This window comes from Barrientosiimonas humi (assembly GCF_006716095.1).
Taxonomy (GTDB): Bacteria; Actinomycetota; Actinomycetes; order Actinomycetales; family Dermatophilaceae; genus Barrientosiimonas; species Barrientosiimonas humi.
In genome coordinates this window covers 1,884,489-1,909,017 of the sequence record NZ_VFOK01000001.1, presented here as the reverse complement: position 1 = coordinate 1,909,017, position 24,529 = coordinate 1,884,489, and the positions used below count along the sequence as shown (strand labels likewise).

The window sequence follows — 24,529 nt, the reverse complement described above, 5'->3', positions numbered from 1 at the left end:
GGCGGCCCACGAAGTACGACGGCGGCACAGATAACTTCTGTGCCGCCGTCGTGCTATCTGTGCCGCCGTCGACGATGCCGGGCGGGCGAGCCTGCGAGCGCGGCCGGAGGAGGAGACGCGGCCGAGAACATGGCCTGTGCCGCCGTCGACGATGCCGGACGGGCGAGCCTGCGAGCGCGGCCGGAGGAGGAGCTGCGGCCGAGAACATGGCCTGTGCCGCCGTCGACGATGCCGGGCGGGCGTCAGGCGGCGGTGGCGCGGCGCTCGGCGCGGAGCGTGCCGACCGCCAGCGCCCCGACGGCCGGCGGCAGCAGCCCGACCAGCCGGACCGCGAGCGGGAAGGGCTGGGTGAGGTTGTAGATCGCGAGCGCCGAGGCGAGGACCAGCAGCCCGACCGAGAGCCAGGCTGCGATCCCGCTGCGGCCCGCCCGCCGGCCGGCCAGGGCGTAGGCGGTGTAGAAGACCAGGCCGAGCCCGGCGATCGTGAACAGGTAGGTCAGCGTTGCCGACTGGGCCGCCTCCAGAGTGCGGTCCGCGGTGTAGGTGTACGCCGCTGCGAGGCCGTCTCGCAGGGCCCCTTGGGTGGCGATCGTGACGACGACGGACAGCGCGCAGGCGAGCGCCCCGGCCCACAGGACGGTGGCGCTTCTCGGTGCGGACGGGGTGGTGCTCATGTCACTCCTAGGGTCGCGTTCATATTGATACATCGAGTATCAAGCAAGAGACATGATGTCGCAAGAGGGGTTGGTGTCGTGGCACGATGCCCTGGTGCCCCCGAAGAAGCGCCTGAGCGAGGCCGAGACCACCCAGCGCGTCCTGGACGCCGCGACCAGACTCGTGCAGCGAGACGGCCTCGTCCTGGACCTGCGGCTCCGGATGGAGGAGGTCATCGAGCACGCGGGGGTCGCCCGCGCCGCTGTCTATCGACGTTGGCCCAGCCGGGATGCCCTCGCGGTCGACGTGCTGCGCCACGTCGCGACCGTGGTCGAGCCGCCGACGGTCGGACCCGAGGTGCTGGCCGACGTGGTGACTCGAGCAGCCCGTCGCCGCAGCGACCGTGGCGACCGGGTTGCGCTCGCCGGGTCGATGCTCGGCGAGGCTGCGGCGGTAGAGGTCGAGCTGCTGTTCTCCTCGCCGGAGTGGCGCACCTACCTGCTGCTCGTCGCCGCGGTCGACGCGCTGCCGGACGCCGGGACGCGGGAGGTCATCGCCGAGGTCCTGGTCGACTCGGAGGCTCGGCGCTGCGAGCGACTGATCGCTGCTTATCGCCTCCTCGCCGAGGAGCTGGCGCTGCAGGTGGTGGGGTCCGCCGGCCTCGACACGTTGGTGCGCACCGCCACCAGCCTGATCCGCGGCTCCGTGACGCAGGCGTGGCGGGTAGCCCCGCGCGAGGGTGCCGCCCGGGCGGCTGCGGACGTCCGAGCCGCGATGCCCGCGCTGGTGTCGATCCACCTGGCGCCCGACCCCGACCGTGACCTCCCGGCCGACTGGGCCGCGAGCCTGCGCACCAAGGTTCGGTCGCTCGCGCAGTGATCCGCCGGAATGCCGCCCGGGGGAAGCGTCGCACTAGCCTGTCCGGCGTGGTGGAGCTGTTGATCCTGTTGTCCCCGTCGGCGAACCGGGTGTACGCCTCGGAGGCGCCCCGGCTCGTCGCGGCCGAGATCCAAGCGTTGGCAACGGGGTTCGGGCTTCCGCTCGATTCGGTCGAGCCGGTGCAGGTGGCCGGTGTCGACTACCTGGCCGTGCGGCTCGCAGGAGAGGTCGATGACGAGGCCGTACGCGTGCTGTCGGTGGTCTCTGCCGCGCACGCGATCTTCGCCCGGGAGGGCGAGCTGCTGCGACCCGTTCCGCTGCGCCGGCCAGAGCGATACCCGTCCGACCTCGTCACGATCCAGAAGTACCCGGGCAAGACCAACGAGCAGCTCACCCGCCTGCTGCTCGACGTCACCGCCGCGGCGACCGATCACCCGGAGCGGCTCCTCGACGGCACCCTGCAGGTGCTGGACCCCATGTGCGGGCGCGGGACGACGCTCAACGTGGCGCTGACGTACGGGCTGGAGGTGACGGGTGTCGACGTCGACAAGCGCGACTTCGAGGAGTACGAGCGGTTCATCAAGACCTGGCTGCGCCAGCACCGCTACAAGCACACGGCCGACGTCGGCCAGCTGCGCACGCACGGGCGCGTCCGCGGACGCCGGCTCGACGTCACCGTCGCCCCCACCAAGGAGGAGTTCAAGGCGGGGGAGGTGCAGCGGCTGACCTACCTCGGGACCGACACCACCGACCTCGACGGGCTGCTCAAGGGCGGCCAGTTCGACGTCGTCGTCACCGACACGCCGTACGGCGTCGAGCACGGCTCGCACGGCGACCGCATCGCGCGAAACCCGTTGCAGCTGCTGGACGTCGCGCTGCCGGGCTGGTTGCGGGTGCTGCGCCGCGGGGGAGCGCTGGGGCTGACGTACAACCGGCACGTGGCGCCGCCGGAGGAGCTGGTGGAGCTGTTCGGGCGGCACGGCCTGGAGCCGGTGGGGGACCCGACGGACGACACGTACCGCCACCGGGTGGACGCCTCGATCGACCGCGACCTGATCGTGGCGCGGCGCGCCTGACCGACGCCGCGGCTCAGCCGCCCAGCGCCAGCATCGCTGCCAGGCCGAGCATCACCACGCCGATGCTCGCGTCGATCCAGCGCCAGGTCGACGGCCGCGACAACCGGCCGGAGAGCTTGCGGGCGCCGAGCCCGAGCGCGGTGAACCAGCTTACGCTCGCGACGCAGGCGCCGGCGGCGAACGCCCAACGGCCTACGGGGCCGTGCTGGTTCGCGATCGTGCCGAGCATCACCATCGTGTCGAGATAGACGTGCGGGTTGAGCAGCGACACCGCCAGGGTGGCCGAGATCACCGACCGGCGCCCCGCCGACGAGGCCCGGCCGGCGTCGAGCCCGGTGGGCGACGCGGCCGCCCGGAACGACCGGACCGCGAACCAGGTGAGATAGGCGACGCCACCCCAGCGCAGCAGGTCGAGCACGAGCGGCGCACGCTCGGCGATGGTCCCGATGCCGGCGACGCCGACCAGGATCAGCGTCACGTCGACGGCGATGCAGGTCAGGATGACGGGCGGCACGTGTCGTCCGGTCAGCCCCTGACGCAGCACGAACGCGTTCTGCGCGCCGATGGCGACGATGAGCGACAGGCCGGTGAGGAGCCCGGGGAAGAAGGGGAGCACGGGACAACGCTAGGCACCCGGCTCCCATCCGAGAAGCGAATGTTTCTGCTCAGAGATCAGATCTGCTTATGGTGGGGCGTGCGCTTCCCGCCCGACCATCTCGAGGCCCTCGTCGCCGTCGTCGACGAGGGGACCTTCGCGGCGGCCGCCACGGCGCTGGGCATCACCCAGTCGGCTGTCAGTCAGCGCATCAAGGCGCTGGAGTCGCGGGCCGGCCAGGTGCTGCTCGTGCGCAGCGCCCCCGCCCAGCCGACCCGCGCGGGCGCCGAGCTGGTGCGGATCGGCCGGCAGCTGCTGCTGCTCGACGAGGAGGCCGCCGCAGCCGTGACGGGAGCAGCCTCGGCGGCCGTGCTCACGGTCGAGGTCAACGCCGACTCGCTCGCGACCTGGTTCGCTGACGTGCTGGCCGCGGTCGCCGCCTGGCGCGGCCCCACCCTGCGTCTCGAGGTCGCCGACCAGGCGACGTCGGCCGACATGCTCCGCGCGGGGTCGGTGATGGCGGCAGTGACCGCGGATCCCGTTGCGGTGCAAGGGTGCTCGGTCACCCCGCTCGGCACCATGCGGTACGTCCCCGTCGCCACCCCCGACCTGCTCGCCGATCACCGGGCCGGCCGCAGCGCCCGCTGGTCGCAGATGCCCGTGCTGCGCTTCGACGACGTCGACGACCTGCAGGCGCAGGTGCTGCGCGCCCACGGCGTCCCCGGCCACCACGCGGTGCCCACCCATCACGTCCCCTCGTCCGAGGCGTTCGCGCACGCGGTCCGCGCCGGACTCGGGTGGGGCGTGCTGCCCGAGGCCCAGCTCGGCACCGCGCTCGACGACGGGTCGCTGGTGCGCCTGCCCGGCGCCGGCCCCGTGGACGTATCCCTCTTCTGGCAGCGCTGGCGGATCCGGTCGACGCCGCTGGACCGGCTGACCGACCTGGTGACCGACGCGGCGCGCGTACTGCGCCGCCCGCGCTGACCGCGCCCGTCGTGCCGCCCGCGCTGACGGCATCCGCGAGCCGCCCGCCACCGTCGGGACCACCCGCCGCGGGCGGGTACGTTGGGACCTATGGCTGACCCCGCACGCGCCCGCAAGGTGGCCGACCGCATCAAGTCGCTGGTCGCCGAGTATCTGGAGTTCCGGCTCAAGGACGAGCGGCTCGGCTTCGTCACGGTGACCGACGTCCGGGTCACCGGCGACCTGCAGCAGGCCTCGGTCTTCTACACCGTCTTCGGCGACGATGCCTCGCGCGAGGCCACGGCCGAGGTGCTCGAGGAGAACCGCGGCCGCATCCGCTCCGCCGTCGGCAAGGGCCTCGGCATCCGGCTCACGCCCTCGCTGGAGTTCATCCCCGACGCGCTGCCCGAGGGTGCGGCCCACCTCGAGGACGCCCTGCGCAAGGCGCGCGAGCGCGACGCCGAGCTGGCGCGCTCGGCCTCGGCCGCGACGTACGCCGGCGAGGCCGACCCCTATCGCAAGCCCGGCGACGAGGACGACCGCGAGGACGCATGACCCAGGCCGGTCAGCCCACGACCGGTCAGCCCACGGCCGGTCTGCTCGTGGTCGACAAGCCCGCCGGCTGGACCAGCCACGACGTCGTCGCGCGCGGTCGGCGCCTGGCCCGCACCCGCCGCGTCGGCCACGCGGGCACGCTCGACCCGATGGCGACGGGCGTGCTCGTGCTCGGCGTCAACCAGGGCACCAAGCTGCTGACCTTCCTCGTCGGCAGCGACAAGACCTACACCGCCACCGTGCGGCTCGGGCAGACCACGATCACCGACGACGCCGAGGGCGAGGTCACCGCGACCCACGACGCCTCCGGCGTGACCGACGAGGCGATCGACGCCGCCGTGCGCGACCTCACCGGCGACATCCAGCAGGTGCCGAGCGCGGTCAGCGCGATCAAGATCAAGGGCGTGCGCTCCTACGCCCGCGTCCGGTCCGGCGAGCAGGTCGAGCTGCCGGCCCGCCCGGTCACGGTGCACCGGTTCGACGTCGGCGACCGGCGGCGTACGTCCGTGGCCGGGCAGGCCGTCGTCGACCTCGACGTGGAGGTCGAGGTCAGCTCGGGCACCTACGTGCGCGCGCTCGCCCGCGACCTCGGCGCCGCCCTCGGCGTCGGCGGCCACCTCACCGCCCTGCGTCGCACCCGGGTGGGCGGTTTCGGTCTCGACCGCGCGGTCCCGCTCACCGAGCTGGAGGCGCTGGTCGAGGCCGACGAGCCGCTGCCGCTCGTGCCGCTCGCCGAGGCCGCGGCGGCGCACCTGCCGGTGCGCGAGGTCGACGCCGACGAGGCCGACCACCTGCGGCACGGCCGGCGGTTGCGCTCGCGGACCGACGGAGCCGCCCGCGTCGCGGCCGTCGGCCCGGGCGGCGACCTGGTGGCCGTGATCGACGAGAGCGGGCCGACCGTGCGCACCCACGTGGTCCTGCCGGCCGCCCTGCCGGCGTCCTGACCCGAACCTTCGCTCAGTAAGGTTGCCGCCGTGCTCCGCCTGACCGACCTCTCGCAGGTCCCCGCCGACCTCGGGCCGACCGTGGTCACCCTCGGCAACTTCGACGGGGTGCACCGCGGCCATGCCAGCGTGCTGCGCAGCGTCGTCGAGCAGGCCCGCGCGCGCGACGCCAAGGCCGTGGCGGTCACCTTCGATCCGCACCCGCTCGAGGTGCTGCACCCCGACCGCGCGCCGGCGCAGATCACCGCGCTCGACGACCGCGTCGCGCTGCTGGAGCAGACCGGCGTCGACGTCGTCCTGGTGCTGCGCTTCGACCGCGAGCTCGCGGCCCAGACCCCCGAGCAGTTCGTCAAGGAGTGCTTCGTCGACGGGCTGCGCGCCCGCGCGGTCATCGTCGGCAAGGACACCCGGTTCGGCGTCAACAACTCCGGCGACATCGACACCCTGCGCGAGCTCGGCGACAAGTACGCCTTCGAGGTGCTCACCCTCGACGACGTCGGCCCGGGCGTGCGCTGGTCTTCCACCCAGGTGCGCCGGCTGCTCGCCGAGGGCCGGGTCGAGGAGGTCACCGAGATCCTCGGCCGCCGCCACCGCGTGCGCGGCGTCGTCGTGCAGGGGCTGCAGCGCGGCCGCGAGCTGGGCTTCCCGACCGCCAACCTCGCCCAGGACGCGCGCGGGCTGGTGCCCGCCGACGGCGTGTACGCCGGCTGGCTGGTCCGCCACGACCTCGCCCACGACGACCCCGAGCACCGGATGCCGGCGGCCGTCTCGGTCGGCACCAACCCGACGTTCGACAACGTCGAGCGCACCGTCGAGGCGTACGTCCTGGACCGCACCGACCTCGACCTGTACGACGAGCACGTGAGCGTGGAGTTCGTGCGCCGGCTGCGCGGCAACGACCGCTTCGACTCGATCGAGGCGCTGATCGAGCAGATCGGCCGCGACGTCGACCAGACGCGGGAGATCCTGGCGCAGGAGGGCTAGCACGGTGACGCTCGCGCGCACCGGCACCGAGGCGCGCCGGCAGCTGTCCTGGACCCGCACCGACTGGGGCCTGGTCGTCGCCGCGCTCGGCCTGTCGCTGGTCGGGGCGATGCTGGTCTGGTCGGCCACCCGCGGCACCAGCGGGAACAGCTACCTGGTGCGCCACCTGCTCAACACCGCGGTCGGGGTCGGGCTCGGGCTCGCGGTGATGCGCATCGACTTCCGCACCATCCGGGCCTGGGCGCCGTGGGTCTACCTCGCCTCGCTCCTCGGCCTGGTCGCGGTGCTCAGCCCGCTCGGCTCCACGATCAACGGGTCCCGCTCGTGGGTACAGCTGCCCGGCTTCTCCATCCAGCCGGCCGAGCTGGCCAAGGTCGCGCTGTGCATCGGCCTCGCGATGATCCTCGCCGAGCGCGGCGAGCGCGACCACCCGCCGCCGCAGCGCGACGTGGCCCTCGCCGTCGGCCTCGCGGCGGTGCCGATCCTGCTCGTGCTCGCCCAGCCCGACCTGGGCTCGGCGGTCGTGCTCGTGATGATCTCCCTCGGCGTCGTCGCGGTCTCCGGGGCCTCGCGCTGGTGGCTGGTCGGCGCCGCCGTCGGCATGGTGGCCGCGGTGGTGGCGGCCTGGACCACGCCGCTGCTCTCGGACTACCAGCGCGACCGGCTGCTCGCCTTCGCCGACCCCACCATCGACCCCCAGGGCATCGGCTACCAGGTCAGCCAGGTGCGCCTGGCCATCGGCTCCGGCGGCTGGTGGGGGCAGGGTGTCGGCGAGGGCACCCAGACCCAGGGCGGCTTCATCCCCTTCCAGCAGACCGACTTCGTCTTCTCGGTCGCGGGGGAGGAGCTGGGGTTCGCCGGCGCCGCGGGGCTGCTGCTGGTCAGCGGCTTCGTGGTGCTGCGGGCGTTCCTCATCGCCCGCGACGCCCAGGACTCCTTCGGCCGGCTGGTCGCGACCGGCGTGGGCTGCTGGTTGCTGTTCCAGACCGTGCAGAACGTCGGGATGAACCTGGGGATGCTGCCGGTGACGGGCCTGCCGCTGCCCTTCGTGTCGTACGGCGGGTCGAGCATGTTCGCCTGCTGGGTCGCCGTCGGGCTGCTCGGCAACGTGCACCTGGTGAACCTGCGAAAACTCTTCTGAGCGTGGGCTCCCCGCGTTCCTGTGGTGGGGGTCACTCCCGGCTGGCATGCTTTGCGGACACCTCGCCGCGAGACCAGGAGATCACTCATGGCCATGTCGCTCACCGACGAGCAACCCGACCTGTCGATCATCGAGAACCGCCCGGCCTCGGTCGCGCACCTGTTCGTCTCGCGGGTGGAGCAGAGCGGCGGTGACCGGGCGTTCGGGCGGCCGGTGGGCGAGCAGGTCGAGTGGCTCACCTGGAAGCAGGTCGACCAGCGGGTGCGCGCGATCGCGGCCGGGCTGGTCTCGCTCGGCGTCGAGCCGGAGGACCGGGTCGCCATCGAGTCCAGCACCCGCCTGGAGTGGGCCCTGGTCGACCTCGGGATCATGCTCGCCGGCGCGGCGACCACCACGATCTATCCCACGACCACGACCGACGACGTGCTGCACATCCTCAGCGACTCCGGCAGCAAGGTGCTGATCGCCGAGGACGACTCCCAGCTGGCGAAGTTCCGCGAGGTGGCGCCCGACGCGGGCGAGGTCGTCAAGGTCGTCACCATCGACGGCGCCGCCGACGGCGACCAGGTCATCACCCTCGAGCAGCTCGAGGAGGCGGGCGCGGCGCTGCTCGCCGAGCAGCCCGACGTGCTGGAGCAGCGCATCGCCGGCATCCGGCCCGAGCACCTCGCCACCCTCATCTACACCTCGGGGACCACCGGCCGGCCCAAGGGCGTGCGCCTGCCGCACTCGGCCTGGACGTACGAGGCCGCTGCCGTCGACTCGGTCGGTCTGCTCGGCAAGGACGACCTGCAGTTCCTGTGGCTGCCGCTCGCGCACGTGTTCGGCAAGGTGCTGCTCACCCTGCCGCTGCAGATCGGCTTCCCGACGGCCATCGACGGCCGGGTCGACAAGATCGTCGAGAACCTGCCGATCGTGAAGCCGACCTGGATGGGCGCCGCGCCGCGCATCTTCGAGAAGGTCTACGGCCGGATCACCACGATGATGGCCGACGAGGGCGGCGTGAAGGCCAAGCTGTTCGGCTGGGCGAGCGACGTCGGCGGGCAGGCGGCCGACAAGCGCGCCGAGGGCAGCAGCGCGGGCGGCCTGCTCGGCGTCAAGCGCGGCGTCGCCGACAAGCTCGTGCTGCACAAGATCCGCGAGCGGTTCGGGGGCAACGTCCGGTTCTTCATCTCCGGGTCCGCCGCGCTCAACCCCGACGTGGCCCGCTGGTTCGACGCGATGGGGCTGCCGATCCTCGAGGGCTACGGCCTCACCGAGACCAGCGGCGCCACCTGCGTCAACCGCCCCTACCCCGGGGCCAACGTCACCGGCACCGTCGGCTGGCCGCTTCCCGGCACCGAGATGAAGGTCGCCGAGGACGGCGAGATCCTCGTCAAGGGCCCGGGCGTCATGCAGGGCTACCGCAACCTCGACGAGGCCACCGCCGACTCGCTCGTCGACGGCTGGTTCCGCACCGGCGACATCGGCGAGCAGCTGCCCACCGGGCACATCCGCATCACCGACCGCAAGAAGGACCTGTTCAAGACCTCCAACGGCAAGTACGTCGCGCCGAGCACCATCGAGTCGATGTTCAAGGGCATCTGCCCCTACGCCTCGCAGCTGGTCATCGAGGGCGACGGGCGCAAGTTCGTCTCCGCGCTGATCACCCTCGACGAGGAGGGCATCAAGGGCTGGGCCGAGCAGAACGGCATGGCCGACGCCGACTACCGCACGATCGTGACCTCCCAGGAGTGCCGCGACATGGTGCAGGGTTACGTCGACCAGCTCAACGGCAAGCTCAACCGGTGGGAGCAGATCAAGCGGTTCATCATCCTGCCGCGCGACCTGACGGTCGAGGAGGGCGAGATCACCCCGAGCCTGAAGCTCAAGCGCAAGGTCGTCGCGACCAAGTACAAGGACGAGCTGGACGAGCTGTACGTCGACTAGGCCGGCGGTCCTAACCTGGCTCCATGAGCCAGTACCTCGCCTTCGTCGCGTTCGCCGCGATGCTCGCGATCGCCCCCGGACCCGACACCTTCCTCACCCTGCGCAGCACGGTGGCGGGCGGCCGCCGGCGCGGCCTGCTGACCTCCGGCGGCATCTTCGCCGCCAACGTCGTGCAGGGCACCCTGGTCGCCTGCGGCCTGGGCGCGGTGCTGGCCCGGTCGGAGACCGTGTTCACGGTGATCCGCTGGGCCGGCGTGGCCTACCTGCTCTACCTCGGCATCACCACGCTGCGCGCCGCGCTGCGTCGTGACGCCGCCGGGTGGGACGCCGGGCCGACGCCCGCGCGGCGCGGCTGGCTGCCGGTCTGGCAGGGCTTCCTGTGCAACATCACCAACCCCAAGGTGCTGGCGTTCAACCTGGCCCTGCTGCCCCAGTTCGTCGGCCCCGGCGCCGGCGTCCCGGTGCTGCTGGCCTACGCCCTGACCCTGGCCGTGCTCGGCTGCGTCGTCCTGCTGGCCATCGTCTGGGCCGCAGACGCCGCCTCGTCGGTGCTGCGCCGGCAGCGCGTCCGGCGCGCCGTCGAGGGCTCGACCGGCGTGGTGATGCTCGGCTTCGCCGGGGCGCTGGCCGCCGAGGCCTGAGCCGATCGAGCGGTCGCGGCGTTCGGTCGATCGCGGCCGCGCACGTACCCTGGAACCCATGTCCGGTGAGTCGATCTTCGCTGCCCTGGAGCCGCTGCTGGAGCGGGTCAGCAAGCCCATCCAGTACGTCGGGGGCGAGCTGAACTCCCAGGTCAAGGACTGGAACTGCGGGGGCCACTCGCCGCAGGGCGAGGAGCTCACCACCCGCTGGGCGCTGATGTACCCCGACGCCTACGAGGTCGGCCTCCCCAACCAGGGCGTGATGATCCTCTACGAGGTGCTCAACGAGCGGCCCGACGCCCTGTGCGAGCGGACGTACGCCGTCTGGCCCGACATGGAGCAGGCCATGCGCGAGGCCGGGGTGGCCCAGTTCACCGTCGACGGGCACCGCCCGGTGCGCGACTTCGACGTGCTCGGGGTCTCCTTCTCCACCGAGCTGGGCTACACCAACCTGCTCACCGCCCTCGACCTCGCCGGCATCCCGCTGCGCGCGGAGCAGCGCTCCGACGACGACCCGCTGGTGGTCGCCGGCGGGCACGCCGCGTTCAACCCCGAGCCCATCGCCGGGTTCGTCGACGCCGCGGTCGTCGGCGACGGCGAGCAGGCCGTGCTCGCGGTCACCGACATCGTGCAGGCCTGGAAGGCCGAGGGCCGGCCCGGCGGCCGCGCCGAGCTGCTGCTGCGCCTGGCGCGCACCGGCGGGGTCTACGTCCCGAGCCTGTACGACGTGTCCTACCTCCCCGACGGACGCATCCAGCGGGTCGCTCCTCGCCCCGGCCTCGCGGGCGTCCCGTGGCGGGTCTCCAAGCACACCGTCATGGACCTCGACGAGTGGCCCTACCCGAAGCAGCCGCTGGTGCCGCTCGCCGAGTCCGTGCACGAGCGGATGTCGGTCGAGATCTTCCGCGGCTGCACCCGCGGCTGCCGCTTCTGCCAGGCCGGCATGATCACCCGGCCGGTGCGCGAGCGCTCCATCACCGGCATCGGCGAGATGGTCGAGAAGGGCCTGGCCGCAACGGGTTTCGAGGAGGTCGGTCTGCTGTCGCTGAGCTCCGCCGACCACAGCGAGATCGCCGAGGTCACCAAGGGGCTCGCCGACCGGTACGACGGCACCCAGACCGGCCTGTCGCTGCCGTCGACCCGGGTCGACGCGTTCAACATCGACCTGGCCAACGAGCTCACCCGCAACGGCCGCCGGTCGGGTCTGACCTTCGCCCCCGAGGGCGGCAGCGAGCGGATCCGCAAGGTGATCAACAAGATGGTCTCCGAGGACGACCTGATCAGCACGGTCGCCGCGGCCTACGGCGCGGGCTGGCGGCAGGTCAAGCTCTACTTCATGTGCGGCCTGCCCACCGAGACCGACGAGGACGTGCTGCAGATCGCCGACCTCGCCAAGCGGGTCATCGACACCGGCCGGCAGGTCAGCGGCCGCAGGGACATCCGCTGCACGGTCTCCATCGGCGGGTTCGTGCCGAAGCCGCACACCCCGTTCCAGTGGTGCGGCCAGCTCGGGGTCGAAGAGACCGACGAACGGCTGCGCAAGCTGCGCGAGGCGCTGCGCAGCGACAAGCGCTACGGCTCGGCCATCGGCCTGCGCTACCACGACGGCGAGCCCGGGCTGGTCGAAGGGCTCCTGTCCCGCGGCGACCGCCGGGTGGGCGAGGTCATCGAGGCGGTGTGGCGCGCCGGCGCCCGCTTCGACGGCTGGAGCGAGCACTTCTCCTACGACACCTGGATGCGTTGCGCCGCAGAGGTTTTCGAGGGCCAGCCGGTCGACGTCGACTGGTTCACCACGCGCGAGCGCGACGAGTCCGAGGTGCTGCCCTGGGACCACCTCGACAGCGGTCTCGACAAGGACTGGCTGTGGGACGACTGGCAGGACGCCCTCGACGAGACCGAGGTCGACGACTGCCGCTGGACCCCGTGCTTCGACTGCGGCGTGTGCCCGCAGATGGGCACCGACATCCAGATCGGCCCCACCGGCAAGACGCTGCTGCCGCTGACCGTCGTGCGCTCCTGACGGCCGCCCGTGGACCAACGCGTGGGCCGTGCGGTCGGCATCGACCTGGCCAGGGCGGGCGCCGTCGTCTCGATGTACGTCGCCCACGTCGCACCCTCGACCGGCCCGCTCGGCCTGCTCGAGGTCTCGGAGTACCTCACCGCAGCCCTGTTCGCGACGCTCGTCGGCGTCGGGGCGCAGCTGTCGGCCGACCGGCGCGGGGACGCGCCGTGGTGGCAGGTGCACGCCGTGGCCGTCGCGCGCGGCCTGGCGCTGGTCCTGGTCGGGATCATGCTGGAGCAGTGGGACGCCCAGGTGGTCATCATCCTGATCTACCTAGGCGTGCTCACCCTGGTCATGAGCGTGCTCACGCGCCTGCGGAGCTGGGCGCTGGGGGCGCTCGCGGTCGTCCTGCTCCTCGCCGGCCCCACCGTGCGCGACCTGACCCGTGAGGTCTGGGTCCAGCGGCTCGTGAGCGGCCAGGACGAGATCGGCACGCCGGTCTCGCGTGCGCTGGAGATCTTCGGTGCCGGCGACGCCTACCGCCTCGTCACGCTGCTGGTGTGGGGCTGCCTCGGGGCGCTGCTCGTGCGGCGCTGGGTGCGTGAGGACCGCGAGCCCTCGACGGCCGAGCTGGCCGGCACGGCGGCGGTCGGACTCGGCGTCGCCGGGGTCGTGCTGGTCGTGGCGCGCAGCAGCGTGCGCCCGTACAGCGGCGAGGTGCCCGAGGTGCTGCTGGACGCCGCCCTCGCCACCGCCGTGATCGCGCTCGCGCTGCTCGTCGGGCGCTGGGTGTGGCCGGGGCAGGAGACCACGGCCCAGCTGGGGCGGATGACCCTGTCGCTGTACGTGCTGCAGGTCGGCTGGCTGGCCCTGGTCGCCCGCACCAAGCCCGGCGAGCCGGACGACTCCTGGCTCACCCTGGCGCTGCTCACCCTGGTGTCGTTCCTCGTCGCGGCGGTCTGGCCGCGGATCGTGCGCAGCGGGCCGTTCGCGCGCGGACCGTTCGAGGGGTTCATCGACCTGGCCGCGCGCAAGATCCGGCCCCCGGCCTGACCCGTCTGACCGGCCACCGGCGCGTCCGGTCGCCGCGGTCAGCCGGTCCGGCTGCGCTGCCCGGCGAAGGCCCGCGCGCCCGCCCGCCAGGTGCGGTCCAGGTCCGACCCCGGCAGGAACCGCCCGTCGATCTCGAGGGTGGCCGTGCCGTGCGCGAACGCCCACAGCGCCTGCGCGAGGTAGGGCTCGCCCATGGCCCGCCAGAACACCTCACCGGTCCACATCTCGACGCCGGGCTGCACGTGCTCGCGCACCCCGGGCCGGCTCGCGAGCCGATACGTGTGCGGCCGCTCCAGCGCGAACCGGCGGTATGCCCGCAGCAGCGCCGCGACCGGACCGGAGCGGCCCGGCCGCTCCACCGCACGGTGCCCGAGGTCGCCGAGCGCGAAGAACGTGTCGGTGACCAGCAGACCCTCGACGGCGGCCTTGCCCGCCACGTGCTTGTAGAGCGATGGCGCCCGGATGCCGAGCTCGGACCCCAGCCGCTGCATGGTCAGCGCCTCCTGGCCCTCGGCCTCGAGCACCCGGGCGGCGGCCGCCACGACCTCGCGCACGCGCGGGGTGCGCTCCTGCGGGTCGGGCCGCGCAGCGACGCGGGGCAGGGCCGGCGGGTGAGGGAGCGCCGAGGGCTGGGTCACCCGGTCAGTCTCGTGCAACCCCTGACGCCGGCTCCAGCCGGAACGCCGGGTGCCGGTGCGCGACGGCGGCGAGCTCGGCGTCGGTGGAGTCGGGGCCGACCCCGTCGAAGAACGCGCCGACCTCGGCCTTCCACCGCTTCAGGTACGCCCGCAGCACCGGCACCTGCTCGCTCGGGCCCAGCTCGTGCGCGCGATAGGTCTTCCGGTGCCGGCCGAGCAGCAGCGCCAGCCGTCCGTCGTCGGCGCGCACGTTGCGCACCCACTCGGTGGTCCCGCGCGCTGCCACGAGGTAGGTGCGGCCGTCCAGCTCGAGCACGTTCACCGGCGTACGCCGGGGCTCGCCGGTGCGCCGGCCGCGCGTCTCGAGCACCCGGGACCCCCAGAACGACCAGCCGCGACGGGCCAGCGCGCTGATCGCTCGGTTGAGCACGTTGCGGGTGAACCACCCCGGGCGGCGGTAGTGGACGTCCTGCGTCTGCGGTCCGTCGGCCATGACTCCTCCTCGGCTGGCTAATGTTGTTAGCCATCCTAGGGCTAATGCCTTTAGCCGGCTACCTCGCTCACCGGGTGGCCGAGCCCGAGGAGGGTCTCGATGCGCGGCTCGGCCAGCGCCTCGCCGCTGCTCGACCTGCTGGGGTTCTCGCCGCGCTGAATCTTGGGTGCGGAACCTCCCGTGGCCGGCTGCCAGGAGGCAGGATCGACATGGTTGAACGCTCATCCACCCATGAGGAGTGAATCCCGATGGCAGACAAGCCCACCGTCGTACTCGTCCACGGTTTCTGGGGCGGCGCCGCCCACTGGGGCAAGGTGATCGTCGAGCTGCGCAAGCGCGGCTACGACAAGCTCAACGCGGTCGAGGTGCCGCTCACCTCGCTGGCCGACGACGCGGGTCGCACCCGAGAGATGCTCGACTCGGTCGAGGGCCCGATCGTGCTGGTCGGTCACTCCTACGGCGGCGCGGTCATCACCGAGGCCGGCGGCCACGACAAGGTGCAGGCGCTGGTCTACGTCGCGGCGTTCGCGCCCGACGCGGGGGAGAGCCCCGGCGGCCTCAGCCAGGCCCGTCCGCCGGCCGCGTTCTCCACCATCGCCGAGGACGACAACGGCTACCTGTGGGTCAAGCAGGAGGACTTCCGCGAGAGCTTCTGCCAGGACCTGCCCGAGGACGAGGCGCTGGTCATGGCCGTCACCCAGAAGGCGCCCAAGGCCTCCACGTTCGGCGACGAGATCACCGACCCGGCGTGGAAGAGCAAGCCGTCCTGGTACCAGGTGTCGACCCAGGACCGGATGATCGACCCGGACAACGAGCGGCAGATGGCCCAGCGCATGCAGCCGCGCGAGATCGTCGAGCTGGACGCCAGCCACGCCTCGCTCGCCTCGCAGCCGGCCGCGATCTGCGACCTCATCGACAAGGCCGCCCAGGAGGTCGCCGGCGCCTGACCGGTGGGTCGACGGGCGGGGTCGCGGCCGAGGCGACCCCGCCCGTCGCGCTGTCCTATCGTGCGCGCATGGCCAAGCGCGTCCCCGAGGGTCCGGCACCCGACCCGCCCGTGCAGAAGCTGCGGGTGCGCTACGCCAAGCGCGGCCGGCTGCGGTTCACCTCCACCCGCGACTTCCAGCGCGCGCTGGAGCGGGCGCTGCGCCGGGCACAGGTGCCGATGGCGTTCTCGGCCGGCTTCCACCCCCACCCCAAGATCAGCTACGCCAACGCGGCGGCCACCGGCACCGCGAGCGAGGCGGAGTACTTCGAGCTGCAGCTGCGCGCGCGGCTCGAGCCCGACGACGTACGCCGGCGGCTGGACGAGGCGCTCCCGCCCGGTCTCGACGTGCTCGAGGTGGTCGAGGCCGAGCCCGGGGCGCTCGCCGACCGGCTGCAGGCCTCGAGCTGGTCGGTGCGGTTCGCGCCCGACGACGCGCCCGCGCTGGGGCCGGCGCTCGCGGCCCTCCTCGCCGCCGAGTCGGTCGAGGTGACCCGGATGATGAAGCGCGGGCCGCGCACGTTCGACGTGCGCGCCGCGGTCCGCTCGGCGCGACTCGCCGAGGACGGGCAGCAGCTGCTGCTGGTGCTGGAGCACACGACCCCGGCCGTGCGCCCCGACGACGTGCTCACCGGGTTGGGCGTCGTGGCGGGGCTCGCGCCGGGCCGGCCGCCGCTGATCACCCGGCTGGCCCAGGGCCCGCTGGCCGCCGACGGCTCGGTGGCCGACCCGCTCGTCCCGGACTGAGCCGCACTCTGTGCGATACTGCTCAGCGGTCGTACCGGAGCACCACAGCACCGATACGCCCCGACCGAGCCCCGACCGCCAGCCTGTTGCAGCCGCCTGATCGCGCGCCCAGGCCGAGCGCGGGTGGCCGACGCTGACCTGCGAAGCCGCCGACCGGGACGATCGGCGCCAACGGCACCGGAGCTGCCGCGCACTGCCGCGAAGCTCGCCCTGGCGTAGCAGACGACTTCCGCCGTCGCGAACCCCGCGACCGGCGGCGCACCACCGCAACGCGCGGGCGTGGCGGACCACCCGGTCCGGGCTGTGGCCGCTCGCGCGCGACGGAGGGATCGAGCAGATGAGCCTCGACTTTTCAGACCAGGGCAAGACCGCCGACGACGAATCGGCGAAGACCGCGCAGGGCGCCGAGCAGGGGGCCCCGCAGCAGCAGCCCCCGGCCGCTGCGTTCGGGCTGATCTTCCAGGCGCCCGACCCCGAGACCCGGGCCCCGGCCCGCACGCCGGAGCGCGACGACCGCAACGAGCGCGACGACCGCAACGACCGATCTGGCGAGGACGCCGACCAGCGCGGCGGCAGCCGCGGGGGGCGCGAGGACGCGCAGGGCGACCAGGACGAGCAGGACTCCGGCGAGGGCAAGGGCCGCCGCCGGCGCGGTGGCCGCGGCCGGCGTGCCAAGGACGGCGAGGGCGAGGCCGACGGGGGTCAGGAGTCCGGCTCCGAGGACGACCGCTCCGACGCGGCAGGCGACGACAAGCCCGCCCGGGGCAAGGGCAAGGGCCAGGCCAAGGGTCGCGGCGGCAAGGGCAAGAAGGAGCAGGGCGACGGCGAGCAGCCCGACGCCGAAGCGACGGACTCCGACGAGGACCAGCAAACCGACGGGGCCGACGAGCAGGGCGAGGACGAGACCGGCGGGACCGGCAGCCGCCGCCGGCGCCGCCGTCGCCGCTCCGGGTCCGGCTCGGCCGAGGGCGACGACCCGCCCGGCACCGTGACCAAGGTGCGCGAGCCGCGCAAGGGCCGCGACGAGGTCACCGCCATCAAGGGCTCGACCCGGCTGGAGGCCAAGAAGCAGCGCCGCCGCGAGGGGCGCGAGGCCGGCCGCCGCCGTACGGTCATCACCGAGGCAGAGTTCCTCGCCCGCCGCGAGAGCGTCGAGCGCTCGATGGTCGTGCGCGAGCGCGAGGGGCGCACCCAGATCGGGGTGCTGGAGGACGGCGTCCTCGTCGAGCACTACGTCAGCAGCGACACCCGCTCGGGCAGCATGGCCGGCAACGTCTACCTGGGGCGCGTGCAGAACGTGCTGCCGAGCATGGAGGCGGCGTTCGTCGACATCGGCCGGGGCCGCAACGCGGTGCTGTACGCCGGTGAGGTCAACTGGGACGCCGCCGGCATGGAGGGCCAGCCCAAGCGCATCGAGAACGCCCTGAAGTCGGGCGAGACGGTGCTGGTGCAGGTCACCAAGGACCCGATCGGGCACAAGGGCGCCCGGCTCACCTCGCAGATCTCGCTGCCGGGCCGCTATCTGGTCTACGTCCCCGGCAACTCGATGACCGGCATCTCCCGCAAGCTGCCCGACACCGAGCGGGCCCGGCTGAAGAAGATCCTCAAGGAGGTCGTGCCCGAGGACGCCGGCGTCATCGTGCGCACCGCCGCCGAGGGCGCGAGCGAGGAGGAGCTGCGCGCCGACGTCGAGCGGCTCACCAAGGCCTGGGAGAAGATCCAGAAGAAGGCCTCCTCCTCCGGCACCAGCGCACCGTCGCTGCTGCACGGGGAGTCCGAGCTGACGGTGCGGGTCATCCGGGACGTGTTCAACGAGGACTTCTCCTCGCTGGTCGTCTCCGGCGACGGCGCCTGGTCGCAGATCAGCGACTACGTCGAGTCGGTCGCGCCCGACCTGGCGCCGCGGCTGGAGAAGTGGACCGGCGAGAAGGACGTCTTCACCGTCCACCGCGTCGACGAGCAGCTCGCCAAGGCTCTCGACCGCAAGGTCTGGCTGCCCTCCGGCGGGTCGCTGATCATCGACCGCACCGAGGCGATGACCGTCATCGACGTCAACACCGGCAAGTTCGTCGGCTCCGGGGGCAACCTCGAGGAGACCGTCACCAAGAACAACATCGAGGCCGCCGAGGAGATCGTGCGCCAGATGCGGCTGCGCGACATCGGCGGGATCATCGTCGTCGACTTCATCGACATGGTCCTGGAGGCCAACCGCGACCTGGTCGTGCGCCGGCTGCTGGAGTGCCTCGGCCGCGACCGCACCAAGCACCAGGTCGCCGAGGTCACCTCGCTGGGCCTGGTGCAGATGACCCGCAAGCGGGTCGGCAGCGGGCTGCTGGAGATCTTCTCCGAGCCGTGCGAGACCTGCCAGGGCCGCGGCGTCGTCGTGCACGACCACCCGGTCGAGAAGCAGGGCGGCGGCAACGGCAACGGCGGTGGCAGCAACAGCGGGGGCGGCGGCAAGAGCCGCCGGGGCCGTGGCGGCAAGTCTGGCCAGCAGGACTCCGGCCGCGAGGGCAAGGACGGCCAGTCCGGGCAGAACGGCCAGAACGGCCAGCACGAGCGGGTCGACTCCAACGGGCGCACGCCCGCCCAGATCGCCGCCGCCGCCCACGCCGCGGCGGTCGGCAAGCTGGAGCAGGCCAAGGACGAGCAGGCGCGCGACGACGCCCCCGCCCAGCCGGAGACGCCGGCCGCGCAGGGTCGGTCCGAGGCGCCGGCCGCGGCGCAGAGCCAGGCCGACGCCGGGGAGCCGGCCGAGCCCGTACGCCGTCCGCGCCGTCGGCGTGGCCGGGTCGTCGCCCCGGCCGGTCCGCCCGGTGCCGCGAAGACCGCCGAGGGCGGTTCGACCGACGCCGACCAGGACCCCGCCGGCGGCTGAGTTTGGAGATGCCGGTGGCCGACCGGTATCTTTGATCCTCGGTGCGCCGTCGCGGCGGTCGGCCTGGTTTCTTCCGGGTTCTGCAGCGGGGGTCTCCTCCCGCACGGCGATGACCTCGACGCGAGACGCACCTGACGTTCCCTAGCGAACGACCACCCTGAACGACTAAGAGAAGTGAGACGCAACGTGTACGCGATCGTTCGCGCTGGCGGCCGCCAGGAGAAGGTCTCCGTCGGCGACGTGCTCGTCATTGACAAGGTCAAGGGTGAGGCCGGCGACAGCATCGACCTCACGCCGCTCCTGCTCGTCGACGGTGAGACCGTCACCAGCGATGCCGACAAGCTCGCCAAGGTGACCGTCAAGGCCGAGGTCGTCGAGGCCGCCAAGGGCCCGAAGATCACGATCATGAAGTACAAGAACAAGACCGGCTACCGCAAGCGCCAGGGTCACCGCCAGCCGCTGACCCGGGTCAAGGTCACGTCGATCGACGGCATCTGAGGAGATCAGCTCATGGCACACAAGAAGGGTGCGTCCTCGACCCGCAACGGTCGTGACTCCAACGCACAGCGACTCGGCGTGAAGCGCTTCGGCGGTCAGCTCGTCAACGCGGGCGAGATCATCGTCCGCCAGCGCGGCACGCACTTCCACCCCGGCGAGAACGTCGGCCGTGGCGGCGACGACACGCTGTTCGCCCTCGAGGCCGGCCAGGTGCAGTTCGGCACCAAGCGCGGCCGCAAGGTCGTCAACATCGTCTCGACCCGCACCGCCGACGTCGAGGCCAGCGCCGTCTGAGACTGCGCACCAGCTAGACACTCTCGCGAGGGGGCAGGCCGAACGGCCCGCCCCCTCGCGTCGTCCGTACGACAGCAGCGGCCTGGCCCGGCCCCTCGGGGGACGGCGCCCCGCGAAGAGGCCGGAGAAGGCCCGAGCAGAAGGAGCGTCATGGCGACGCAGTTCGTCGACCGCGTGGTCCTGCAGGTGGCGGCCGGCAACGGCGGCCACGGCGTCGCCTCGGTGCACCGCGAGAAGTTCAAGCCGCTCGGCGGCCCCGACGGGGGCAACGGGGGGCACGGCGGTGACGTCGTGCTCGAGGTCGACCCGCAGAGCACCACGCTGCTGGACTACCACCGCAACCCCTACCGCAAGGCCACCAACGGCCGTCCCGGCGCCGGCGACGAGAAGAACGGCGCCGACGGCGACGACCTCGTGCTGCCCGTGCCGCAGGGCACCGTCGTGAAGACTCGCGGCGGCGAGGTGCTCGCCGACCTGGTCGGGTTCGGCACGCGGTTCGTCGTCGCGCGCGGCGGCCGCGGCGGCCTCGGCAACAAGGCGCTGGCCTCGCCCCGGCGCAAGGCGCCCGGGTTCGCGCTGCTCGGCGAGCCGGGGGAGACGCGCGACATCGTGCTCGAGCTGAAGACGCTCGCCGACGTCGCGCTGATCGGCTTCCCGTCGGCCGGCAAGTCCAGCCTGGTGTCGGTGCTGTCGTCGGCGCGGCCCAAGATCGCCGACTACCCGTTCACCACCCTGGTGCCCAACCTCGGCGTCGTCACCGCGGGCGAGGAGCGGTTCACCGTCGCCGACGTGCCGGGCCTGATCCCGGGCGCGAGCCAGGGCAAGGGGCTGGGCCTGGAGTTCCTGCGCCACGTCGAGCGCTGCGAGGTGCTGGTCCACGTCATCGACTGCGCCACGCTCGAGCCCGGTCGCGACCCGATGACCGACCTGGAGGTCATCGAGGAGGAGCTCGCGGCGTACGTCCCCGACGCCTCGCTCGGCGGGGTGCCCCTCTCCGAGCGCACCCGTGTCGTGGTGCTCAACAAGGCCGACGTGCCCGACGCCCGCGAGCTCGCCGAGATGGTCAGGCCCGACCTGGAGGCGCGCGGGCTCGAGGTGCACATCGTCTCGGCCGTGGCCCACCTGGGGCTGAAGGAGCTCAGCTTTTCGCTCGCCCGGCACGTCGCTCAGGCCCGCGCCGAGATCGAGGCCGAGGTCGTCCCGCAGCGCACCGTGCTGCGCCCGAAGGCGGTCGACGACTCCGGGTTCGAGGTGCGCCGCGAGAACACCTCCGACGGCGAGGTCTTCCGGGTCGTGGGCGAGCGCCCTACCCGCTGGGTGCGCCAGACCGACTTCGGCAACGACGAGGCCGTCGGCTACCTCGCCGACCGGCTCAACCGCCTCGGCGTCGAGGAGGAGCTGTTCAAGGCCGGCGCGGTCGCCGGGTCGACCGTGCTCATCGGCCCCGCCGACGACGCGGTGGTCTTCGACTGGGAACCCACCCTCAGCACCGGCCCCGAGCTGCTCGGCCGCCGCGGCACCGACCTGCGCCTGGAGGACCACCACCGCCCCACGCGCGCCGAGAAGCGCGAGGAGTTCCACGCGCGCAAGGACGCCCAGCGCGAGGCCCGCGAGGAGCTGGACACCGAGCGCCGCTCGGGCATCTGGACCGACCGCGACCTCGACGAGGACGACGAGTAGGGCTGCGCCGCAAGCAGATCCGCACCGTCACCGAGGCGGACCCAGCGCCTCGGCGACGATGCCGGCCAGCCGGAGCGGACCCAGCGCCTCGGTGACGATGCCGGCCGGCCGGAGCGTGCGACGGACGGCCGGCGGAGGAGCCGAGGCCAAAGGCGTCAGTACCGCTGGGTTCCGAAGACGACCTTGCTGCCGTAGTAGATGCGGCGGTAGGAGATGTCGACCTCGGGGTTGCCGGCGTCGACCAGCATGTCGCCACCGGCGTACAGGCCGTTGTGGAAGGCGCGGCCGGAGCTGTTGACGTAGAACACCAGGTCGCCGGGTCGGGCGGAGCCCTTGTCGATGGTCCGCACGTAGCGGTACTGCTCGTCGGCGCTGCGCGGGAGGTAGACGCCGAAGCGGGAGTAGAGCCACTTGGTCATGCCCGAGCAGTCGAACCCGGTGTCGGGGTCCATGCCGCCGTAGACGTAGGGCACCTTGCCGGCGTAGCGGTAGCGGGCGGTCCAGTACGCGCTGTAGGCGTCCTCGGCGGTGATGTGCGTCGCCGCCCGGGCGGGCCCGGCGGTGACGACGGGCAGGGCGACGGCGGCCGTTCCGGCCAGGGCCGCACCGAGGAAGCGTCGCCGGCTGGGCGCCGGGCTCGCGTCGTCGGTGGGGAGGGTCTGGTCGAGGGGGCGTGTCATGAGGAGCTTTCGGCTCGGGGACAGGTCCAGGTCGCCGATGTCGCGGCGCAGCCGAGAGGCGGCCACGAAAAAGGCAACCTTCGAGGACATCGGTCGCGGCGAAGGCCCTGTTACAGCCCCCGGACGAGCGGGCGCATCGGCGGGGGCGGTGCGTACCCTCGTCCCGTGAGCGAATCCGAGGCCCCGCAGCGGCCGCAGATCCGGGCTGCGCGGCGCGTCGTGGTCAAGGTCGGGTCGAGCTCGCTGACCGCCGAGGAGGGCGGGCTCTCGACCGACCGGCTGGGGGCGCTGGTCGACGTGCTGGCCCGGCGCCGGCTGGCCGGTTCGCAGGTCGTGCTGGTCTCCAGCGGTGCCATCGCGGCGGGCATGCAGCCGCTCGGGATCGAGCGTCGGCCGCGCGACCTCGCGACCCAGCAGGCCGCCGCCAGCGTGGGGCAGGGGGCGCTGCTCGCGGCGTACAACCTCGCGTTCGGGCGGCACGGGCTGACCGTCGGCCAGGTGCTGCTGACCGCCGACGACGTCACGCGGCGCACGCACTACACCAACGCCCGGCGCACCATGGAGCGGCTGCTCGACCTCGGCATCGTGCCGGTGGTCAACGAGAACGACACCGTCGCGACGCACGAGATCCGGTTCGGCGACAACGACCGGCTGGCCGCGCTCGTCGCGCACCTGATCGACGCCGACGCCCTGGTGCTGCTGTCCGACGTCGACGCGCTGTACGACGGCCCGCCCGCCCGCGAGGGCACGCACCGCATCCCGCGGGTCGCCGGCAGCGAGGAGCTCGCCGAGCTAGAGATCGCCGGGTCCGGCAGCGGGGTGGGGACCGGCGGCATGCAGACCAAGGTCGAGGCCGCGACCATCGCGACATCGGCGGGGGTGCCGACGGTGCTCACCGCGACCCCGCTGGCCGGCGCGGCGCTCGACGGGGACGACGTGGGGACGATCTTCGTGCCGACCGGCCGCCGCGGCCGGGCGCGCCGGCTGTGGCTGGCGCACGCGACCACCGCGCGCGGCTCGCTGGTGCTCGACGACGGCGCGGTCGAGGCCGTGACGCGGCGGGGCAAGTCGCTGCTGCCGGCCGGGGTGGTCGAGGTGACCGGCCGGTTCGGCGAGGGCGACGCGGTCGACCTGGTCGACCAGCAGCGGCGGCCGGTGGCCCGCGGCCTGGTCAACTACGCCAGCGCCGAGGTGCCCGCGCTGCTCGGCCGCAGCACCAAGGAGCTGGCCCGCGAGCTGGGACCCGCCTACGAGCGCGAGCTGGTGCACCGCGATGATCTGGTAGTGCTGCGACGAGGGGGAGCTCCGTGACCGACGAGGCCGACAAGCCCGTGAGCGAGGAGCCGGCGAGCGAGACGCCCGCGGGCGGCGAGCCGGGCCAGGCTCCCCGACGTACGGGCGCGACCCGCTCCGAGGACGCGCTCAGCGACCAGGAGCAGGTCGAGCAGAGCGTCGCCGCGGAGCGCAAGGAGTGGTGGGACGACCCCCGCCTGCCGTGGAAGGGCGAGCCCACCGCGGCCGACAAGCGCTGCTGGATCGCGTTCGCGCTGCTCGGGGTCTACGGCCTGGTCATGCTGCCGCTGCGGCCGCTGATCCTCGGCATGAGCACCTATGCCCTCGCCATCATCACCGGATCGACGATCGCGATGGTCGACATCGGGGCCGGGCTGCGCCTCGGCGGCGAGCCGCAGTGGTGGATGTGGGTGACCATCGCCGCGCTGTCGGTGATGAAGTTCGACTGGATCTTCTGGTGGGCCGGCCGGCTGTGGGGCCGCGGCATGATCGAGATCATCGCCGGCCGCTCGCGCTGGGCGGCACGCACCGCGCACCACGCCGAGCGCCTGGCCGAGCGGTTCGGCGGCATCGCCACCTACCTGGTCTGGCTGGTGCCGTTCCTGCCGAGCGCGGTCGTCTTCGCGTTCGTCGGCGCGGCCCGGATGCGGCTGCGCACGTTCCTGCTCATCGACTTCCTCGGGGCGCTCACCAACCGGCTGTTCTACTTCTACCTCGGCTACCGCATCGGTGAGCCGGCCAAGGACGCCGTCTCGCTGATCGCGCGCTACAGCACCTACATCACCATCGCGATCGTCGTGGTGATCATGATCAAGAGCATGCGCAACAGCCGCAAGGAGACCCCGGCGCAGGCGTAGGCCTGTTGCCCCCGACGCGGTGTGCCCAGGACTCGGCTGCCTCGGGCGCGGGAGTCGGGCGGCTCGTACG

General features: G+C 72.9%; 24 protein-coding genes. 19 read left to right on the top strand and 5 right to left on the bottom strand.

Features of this window, described 5'->3' with window-relative positions; all coding sequences use genetic code 11:
* Positions 1 to 242 precede the first annotated feature (242 nt).
* Positions 243 to 674, bottom strand: a complete 432-nt coding sequence (locus FB554_RS08920; RefSeq protein WP_142005635.1) for a hypothetical protein — start codon at positions 672 to 674, stop codon at positions 243 to 245.
* A 94-nt stretch (positions 675 to 768) separates the two neighbouring features.
* Here FB554_RS08920 and FB554_RS08915 point away from each other — a divergent pair, with 94 nt between their 5' ends.
* Together FB554_RS08915 and FB554_RS08910 are read left to right on the top strand one after the other, a co-directional pair.
* On the top strand, positions 769 to 1,533 hold the full coding sequence (locus tag FB554_RS08915; protein WP_170206824.1) for a TetR/AcrR family transcriptional regulator: 765 nt from the start codon (positions 769 to 771) through the stop codon (positions 1,531 to 1,533).
* A 47-nt stretch (positions 1,534 to 1,580) separates the two neighbouring features.
* Positions 1,581 to 2,609, top strand: a complete 1,029-nt coding sequence (locus FB554_RS08910; RefSeq protein WP_142005633.1) for a TRM11 family SAM-dependent methyltransferase — start codon at positions 1,581 to 1,583, stop codon at positions 2,607 to 2,609.
* Between the two features lie 13 nt (positions 2,610 to 2,622).
* Here FB554_RS08910 and FB554_RS08905 read toward each other — a convergent pair whose 3' ends face one another.
* Positions 2,623 to 3,225 carry a LysE/ArgO family amino acid transporter gene (locus tag FB554_RS08905; protein WP_142005632.1) on the bottom strand — a complete coding sequence of 201 codons (603 nt, stop codon included), beginning with the start codon at positions 3,223 to 3,225 and terminating at the stop codon, positions 2,623 to 2,625.
* 78 nt (positions 3,226 to 3,303) lie between these two features.
* Here FB554_RS08905 and FB554_RS08900 point away from each other — a divergent pair, with 78 nt between their 5' ends.
* The 9 genes from FB554_RS08900 to FB554_RS08860 all read left to right on the top strand — a co-directional run bounded on the left by FB554_RS08900 (position 3,304) and on the right by FB554_RS08860 (position 13,416).
* Complete coding sequence (locus tag FB554_RS08900) at positions 3,304 to 4,188, top strand: ArgP/LysG family DNA-binding transcriptional regulator (RefSeq protein ID WP_236022347.1); 885 nt, start codon at positions 3,304 to 3,306, stop codon at positions 4,186 to 4,188.
* Positions 4,189 to 4,278: 90 nt separating this feature from the next.
* Positions 4,279 to 4,722, top strand: a complete 444-nt coding sequence (rbfA, locus tag FB554_RS08895) for a 30S ribosome-binding factor RbfA (RefSeq protein WP_142005630.1) — start codon at positions 4,279 to 4,281, stop codon at positions 4,720 to 4,722.
* A complete protein-coding gene (truB, locus tag FB554_RS08890) occupies positions 4,719 to 5,666 on the top strand; it encodes a tRNA pseudouridine(55) synthase TruB (RefSeq protein WP_142005629.1) in 948 nt (315 codons plus the stop codon). Before rbfA ends, truB begins: the two co-directional genes overlap by 4 nt.
* Before the next feature lie 30 nt (positions 5,667 to 5,696).
* The gene (locus FB554_RS08885; protein ID WP_142005628.1) at positions 5,697 to 6,650 is read left to right on the top strand and encodes a bifunctional riboflavin kinase/FAD synthetase; all 954 of its coding nucleotides are present in this window, start codon (positions 5,697 to 5,699) and stop codon (positions 6,648 to 6,650) included.
* A gap of 4 nt (positions 6,651 to 6,654) precedes the next feature.
* Complete coding sequence (gene rodA / locus FB554_RS08880) at positions 6,655 to 7,791, top strand: rod shape-determining protein RodA (RefSeq protein WP_142005627.1); 1,137 nt, start codon at positions 6,655 to 6,657, stop codon at positions 7,789 to 7,791.
* A gap of 87 nt (positions 7,792 to 7,878) precedes the next feature.
* On the top strand, positions 7,879 to 9,720 hold the full coding sequence (locus FB554_RS08875) for an AMP-dependent synthetase/ligase (protein ID WP_142005626.1): 1,842 nt from the start codon (positions 7,879 to 7,881) through the stop codon (positions 9,718 to 9,720).
* 23 nt (positions 9,721 to 9,743) lie between these two features.
* Positions 9,744 to 10,361: a LysE family translocator gene (locus FB554_RS08870; protein WP_142005625.1), complete on the top strand. Its 618-nt coding sequence runs from the start codon at positions 9,744 to 9,746 to the stop codon at positions 10,359 to 10,361.
* A 58-nt stretch (positions 10,362 to 10,419) separates the two neighbouring features.
* Entirely contained in the window at positions 10,420 to 12,381 is a 1,962-nt protein-coding gene (locus FB554_RS08865) for a TIGR03960 family B12-binding radical SAM protein (protein WP_142005624.1), read from the top strand.
* A 21-nt stretch (positions 12,382 to 12,402) separates the two neighbouring features.
* Positions 12,403 to 13,416, top strand: coding sequence for a DUF418 domain-containing protein (locus FB554_RS08860; RefSeq protein ID WP_142005623.1), 1,014 nt, complete (start codon positions 12,403 to 12,405; stop codon positions 13,414 to 13,416).
* Positions 13,417 to 13,454: 38 nt separating this feature from the next.
* Here FB554_RS08860 and FB554_RS08855 read toward each other — a convergent pair whose 3' ends face one another.
* Both FB554_RS08855 and FB554_RS08850 read right to left on the bottom strand, forming a co-directional pair.
* Positions 13,455 to 14,054 carry a TetR/AcrR family transcriptional regulator gene (locus tag FB554_RS08855; protein ID WP_142005622.1) on the bottom strand — a complete coding sequence of 200 codons (600 nt, stop codon included), beginning with the start codon at positions 14,052 to 14,054 and terminating at the stop codon, positions 13,455 to 13,457.
* Between the two features lie 4 nt (positions 14,055 to 14,058).
* Complete coding sequence (locus tag FB554_RS08850) at positions 14,059 to 14,547, bottom strand: nitroreductase family deazaflavin-dependent oxidoreductase (RefSeq protein ID WP_142005621.1); 489 nt, start codon at positions 14,545 to 14,547, stop codon at positions 14,059 to 14,061.
* A 248-nt stretch (positions 14,548 to 14,795) separates the two neighbouring features.
* Between FB554_RS08850 and FB554_RS08845 the strand changes: the two genes are divergently transcribed.
* The 6 genes from FB554_RS08845 to obgE all read left to right on the top strand — a co-directional run bounded on the left by FB554_RS08845 (position 14,796) and on the right by obgE (position 21,629).
* Positions 14,796 to 15,494 carry an alpha/beta hydrolase gene (locus FB554_RS08845; protein WP_142005620.1) on the top strand — a complete coding sequence of 233 codons (699 nt, stop codon included), beginning with the start codon at positions 14,796 to 14,798 and terminating at the stop codon, positions 15,492 to 15,494.
* 68 nt (positions 15,495 to 15,562) lie between these two features.
* Complete coding sequence (locus FB554_RS08840; RefSeq protein WP_142005619.1) at positions 15,563 to 16,279, top strand: TIGR03936 family radical SAM-associated protein; 717 nt, start codon at positions 15,563 to 15,565, stop codon at positions 16,277 to 16,279.
* Between the two features lie 337 nt (positions 16,280 to 16,616).
* Positions 16,617 to 19,157 (top strand): ribonuclease E/G, encoded by a 2,541-nt coding sequence (locus FB554_RS08835; protein ID WP_142005618.1) that lies wholly within the window; start codon positions 16,617 to 16,619, stop codon positions 19,155 to 19,157.
* Positions 19,158 to 19,343: 186 nt separating this feature from the next.
* Complete coding sequence (gene rplU, locus FB554_RS08830) at positions 19,344 to 19,655, top strand: 50S ribosomal protein L21 (protein WP_142007523.1); 312 nt, start codon at positions 19,344 to 19,346, stop codon at positions 19,653 to 19,655.
* A 12-nt stretch (positions 19,656 to 19,667) separates the two neighbouring features.
* A complete protein-coding gene (gene rpmA / locus FB554_RS08825) occupies positions 19,668 to 19,949 on the top strand; it encodes a 50S ribosomal protein L27 (RefSeq protein ID WP_142005617.1) in 282 nt (93 codons plus the stop codon).
* A gap of 150 nt (positions 19,950 to 20,099) precedes the next feature.
* Positions 20,100 to 21,629: a GTPase ObgE gene (obgE, locus tag FB554_RS08820; RefSeq protein WP_142005616.1), complete on the top strand. Its 1,530-nt coding sequence runs from the start codon at positions 20,100 to 20,102 to the stop codon at positions 21,627 to 21,629.
* Positions 21,630 to 21,784: 155 nt separating this feature from the next.
* Here obgE and FB554_RS17335 read toward each other — a convergent pair whose 3' ends face one another.
* A complete protein-coding gene (locus tag FB554_RS17335; protein ID WP_211344566.1) occupies positions 21,785 to 22,375 on the bottom strand; it encodes a C40 family peptidase in 591 nt (196 codons plus the stop codon).
* Between the two features lie 99 nt (positions 22,376 to 22,474).
* Between FB554_RS17335 and proB the strand changes: the two genes are divergently transcribed.
* Both proB and FB554_RS08805 read left to right on the top strand, forming a co-directional pair.
* Positions 22,475 to 23,620, top strand: a complete 1,146-nt coding sequence (gene proB, locus FB554_RS08810; RefSeq protein WP_211344565.1) for a glutamate 5-kinase — start codon at positions 22,475 to 22,477, stop codon at positions 23,618 to 23,620.
* On the top strand, positions 23,617 to 24,459 hold the full coding sequence (locus FB554_RS08805; protein WP_142005614.1) for a DedA family protein: 843 nt from the start codon (positions 23,617 to 23,619) through the stop codon (positions 24,457 to 24,459). The genes proB and FB554_RS08805 overlap by 4 nt, the downstream gene beginning before the upstream one ends.
* Positions 24,460 to 24,529 lie beyond the last annotated feature (70 nt).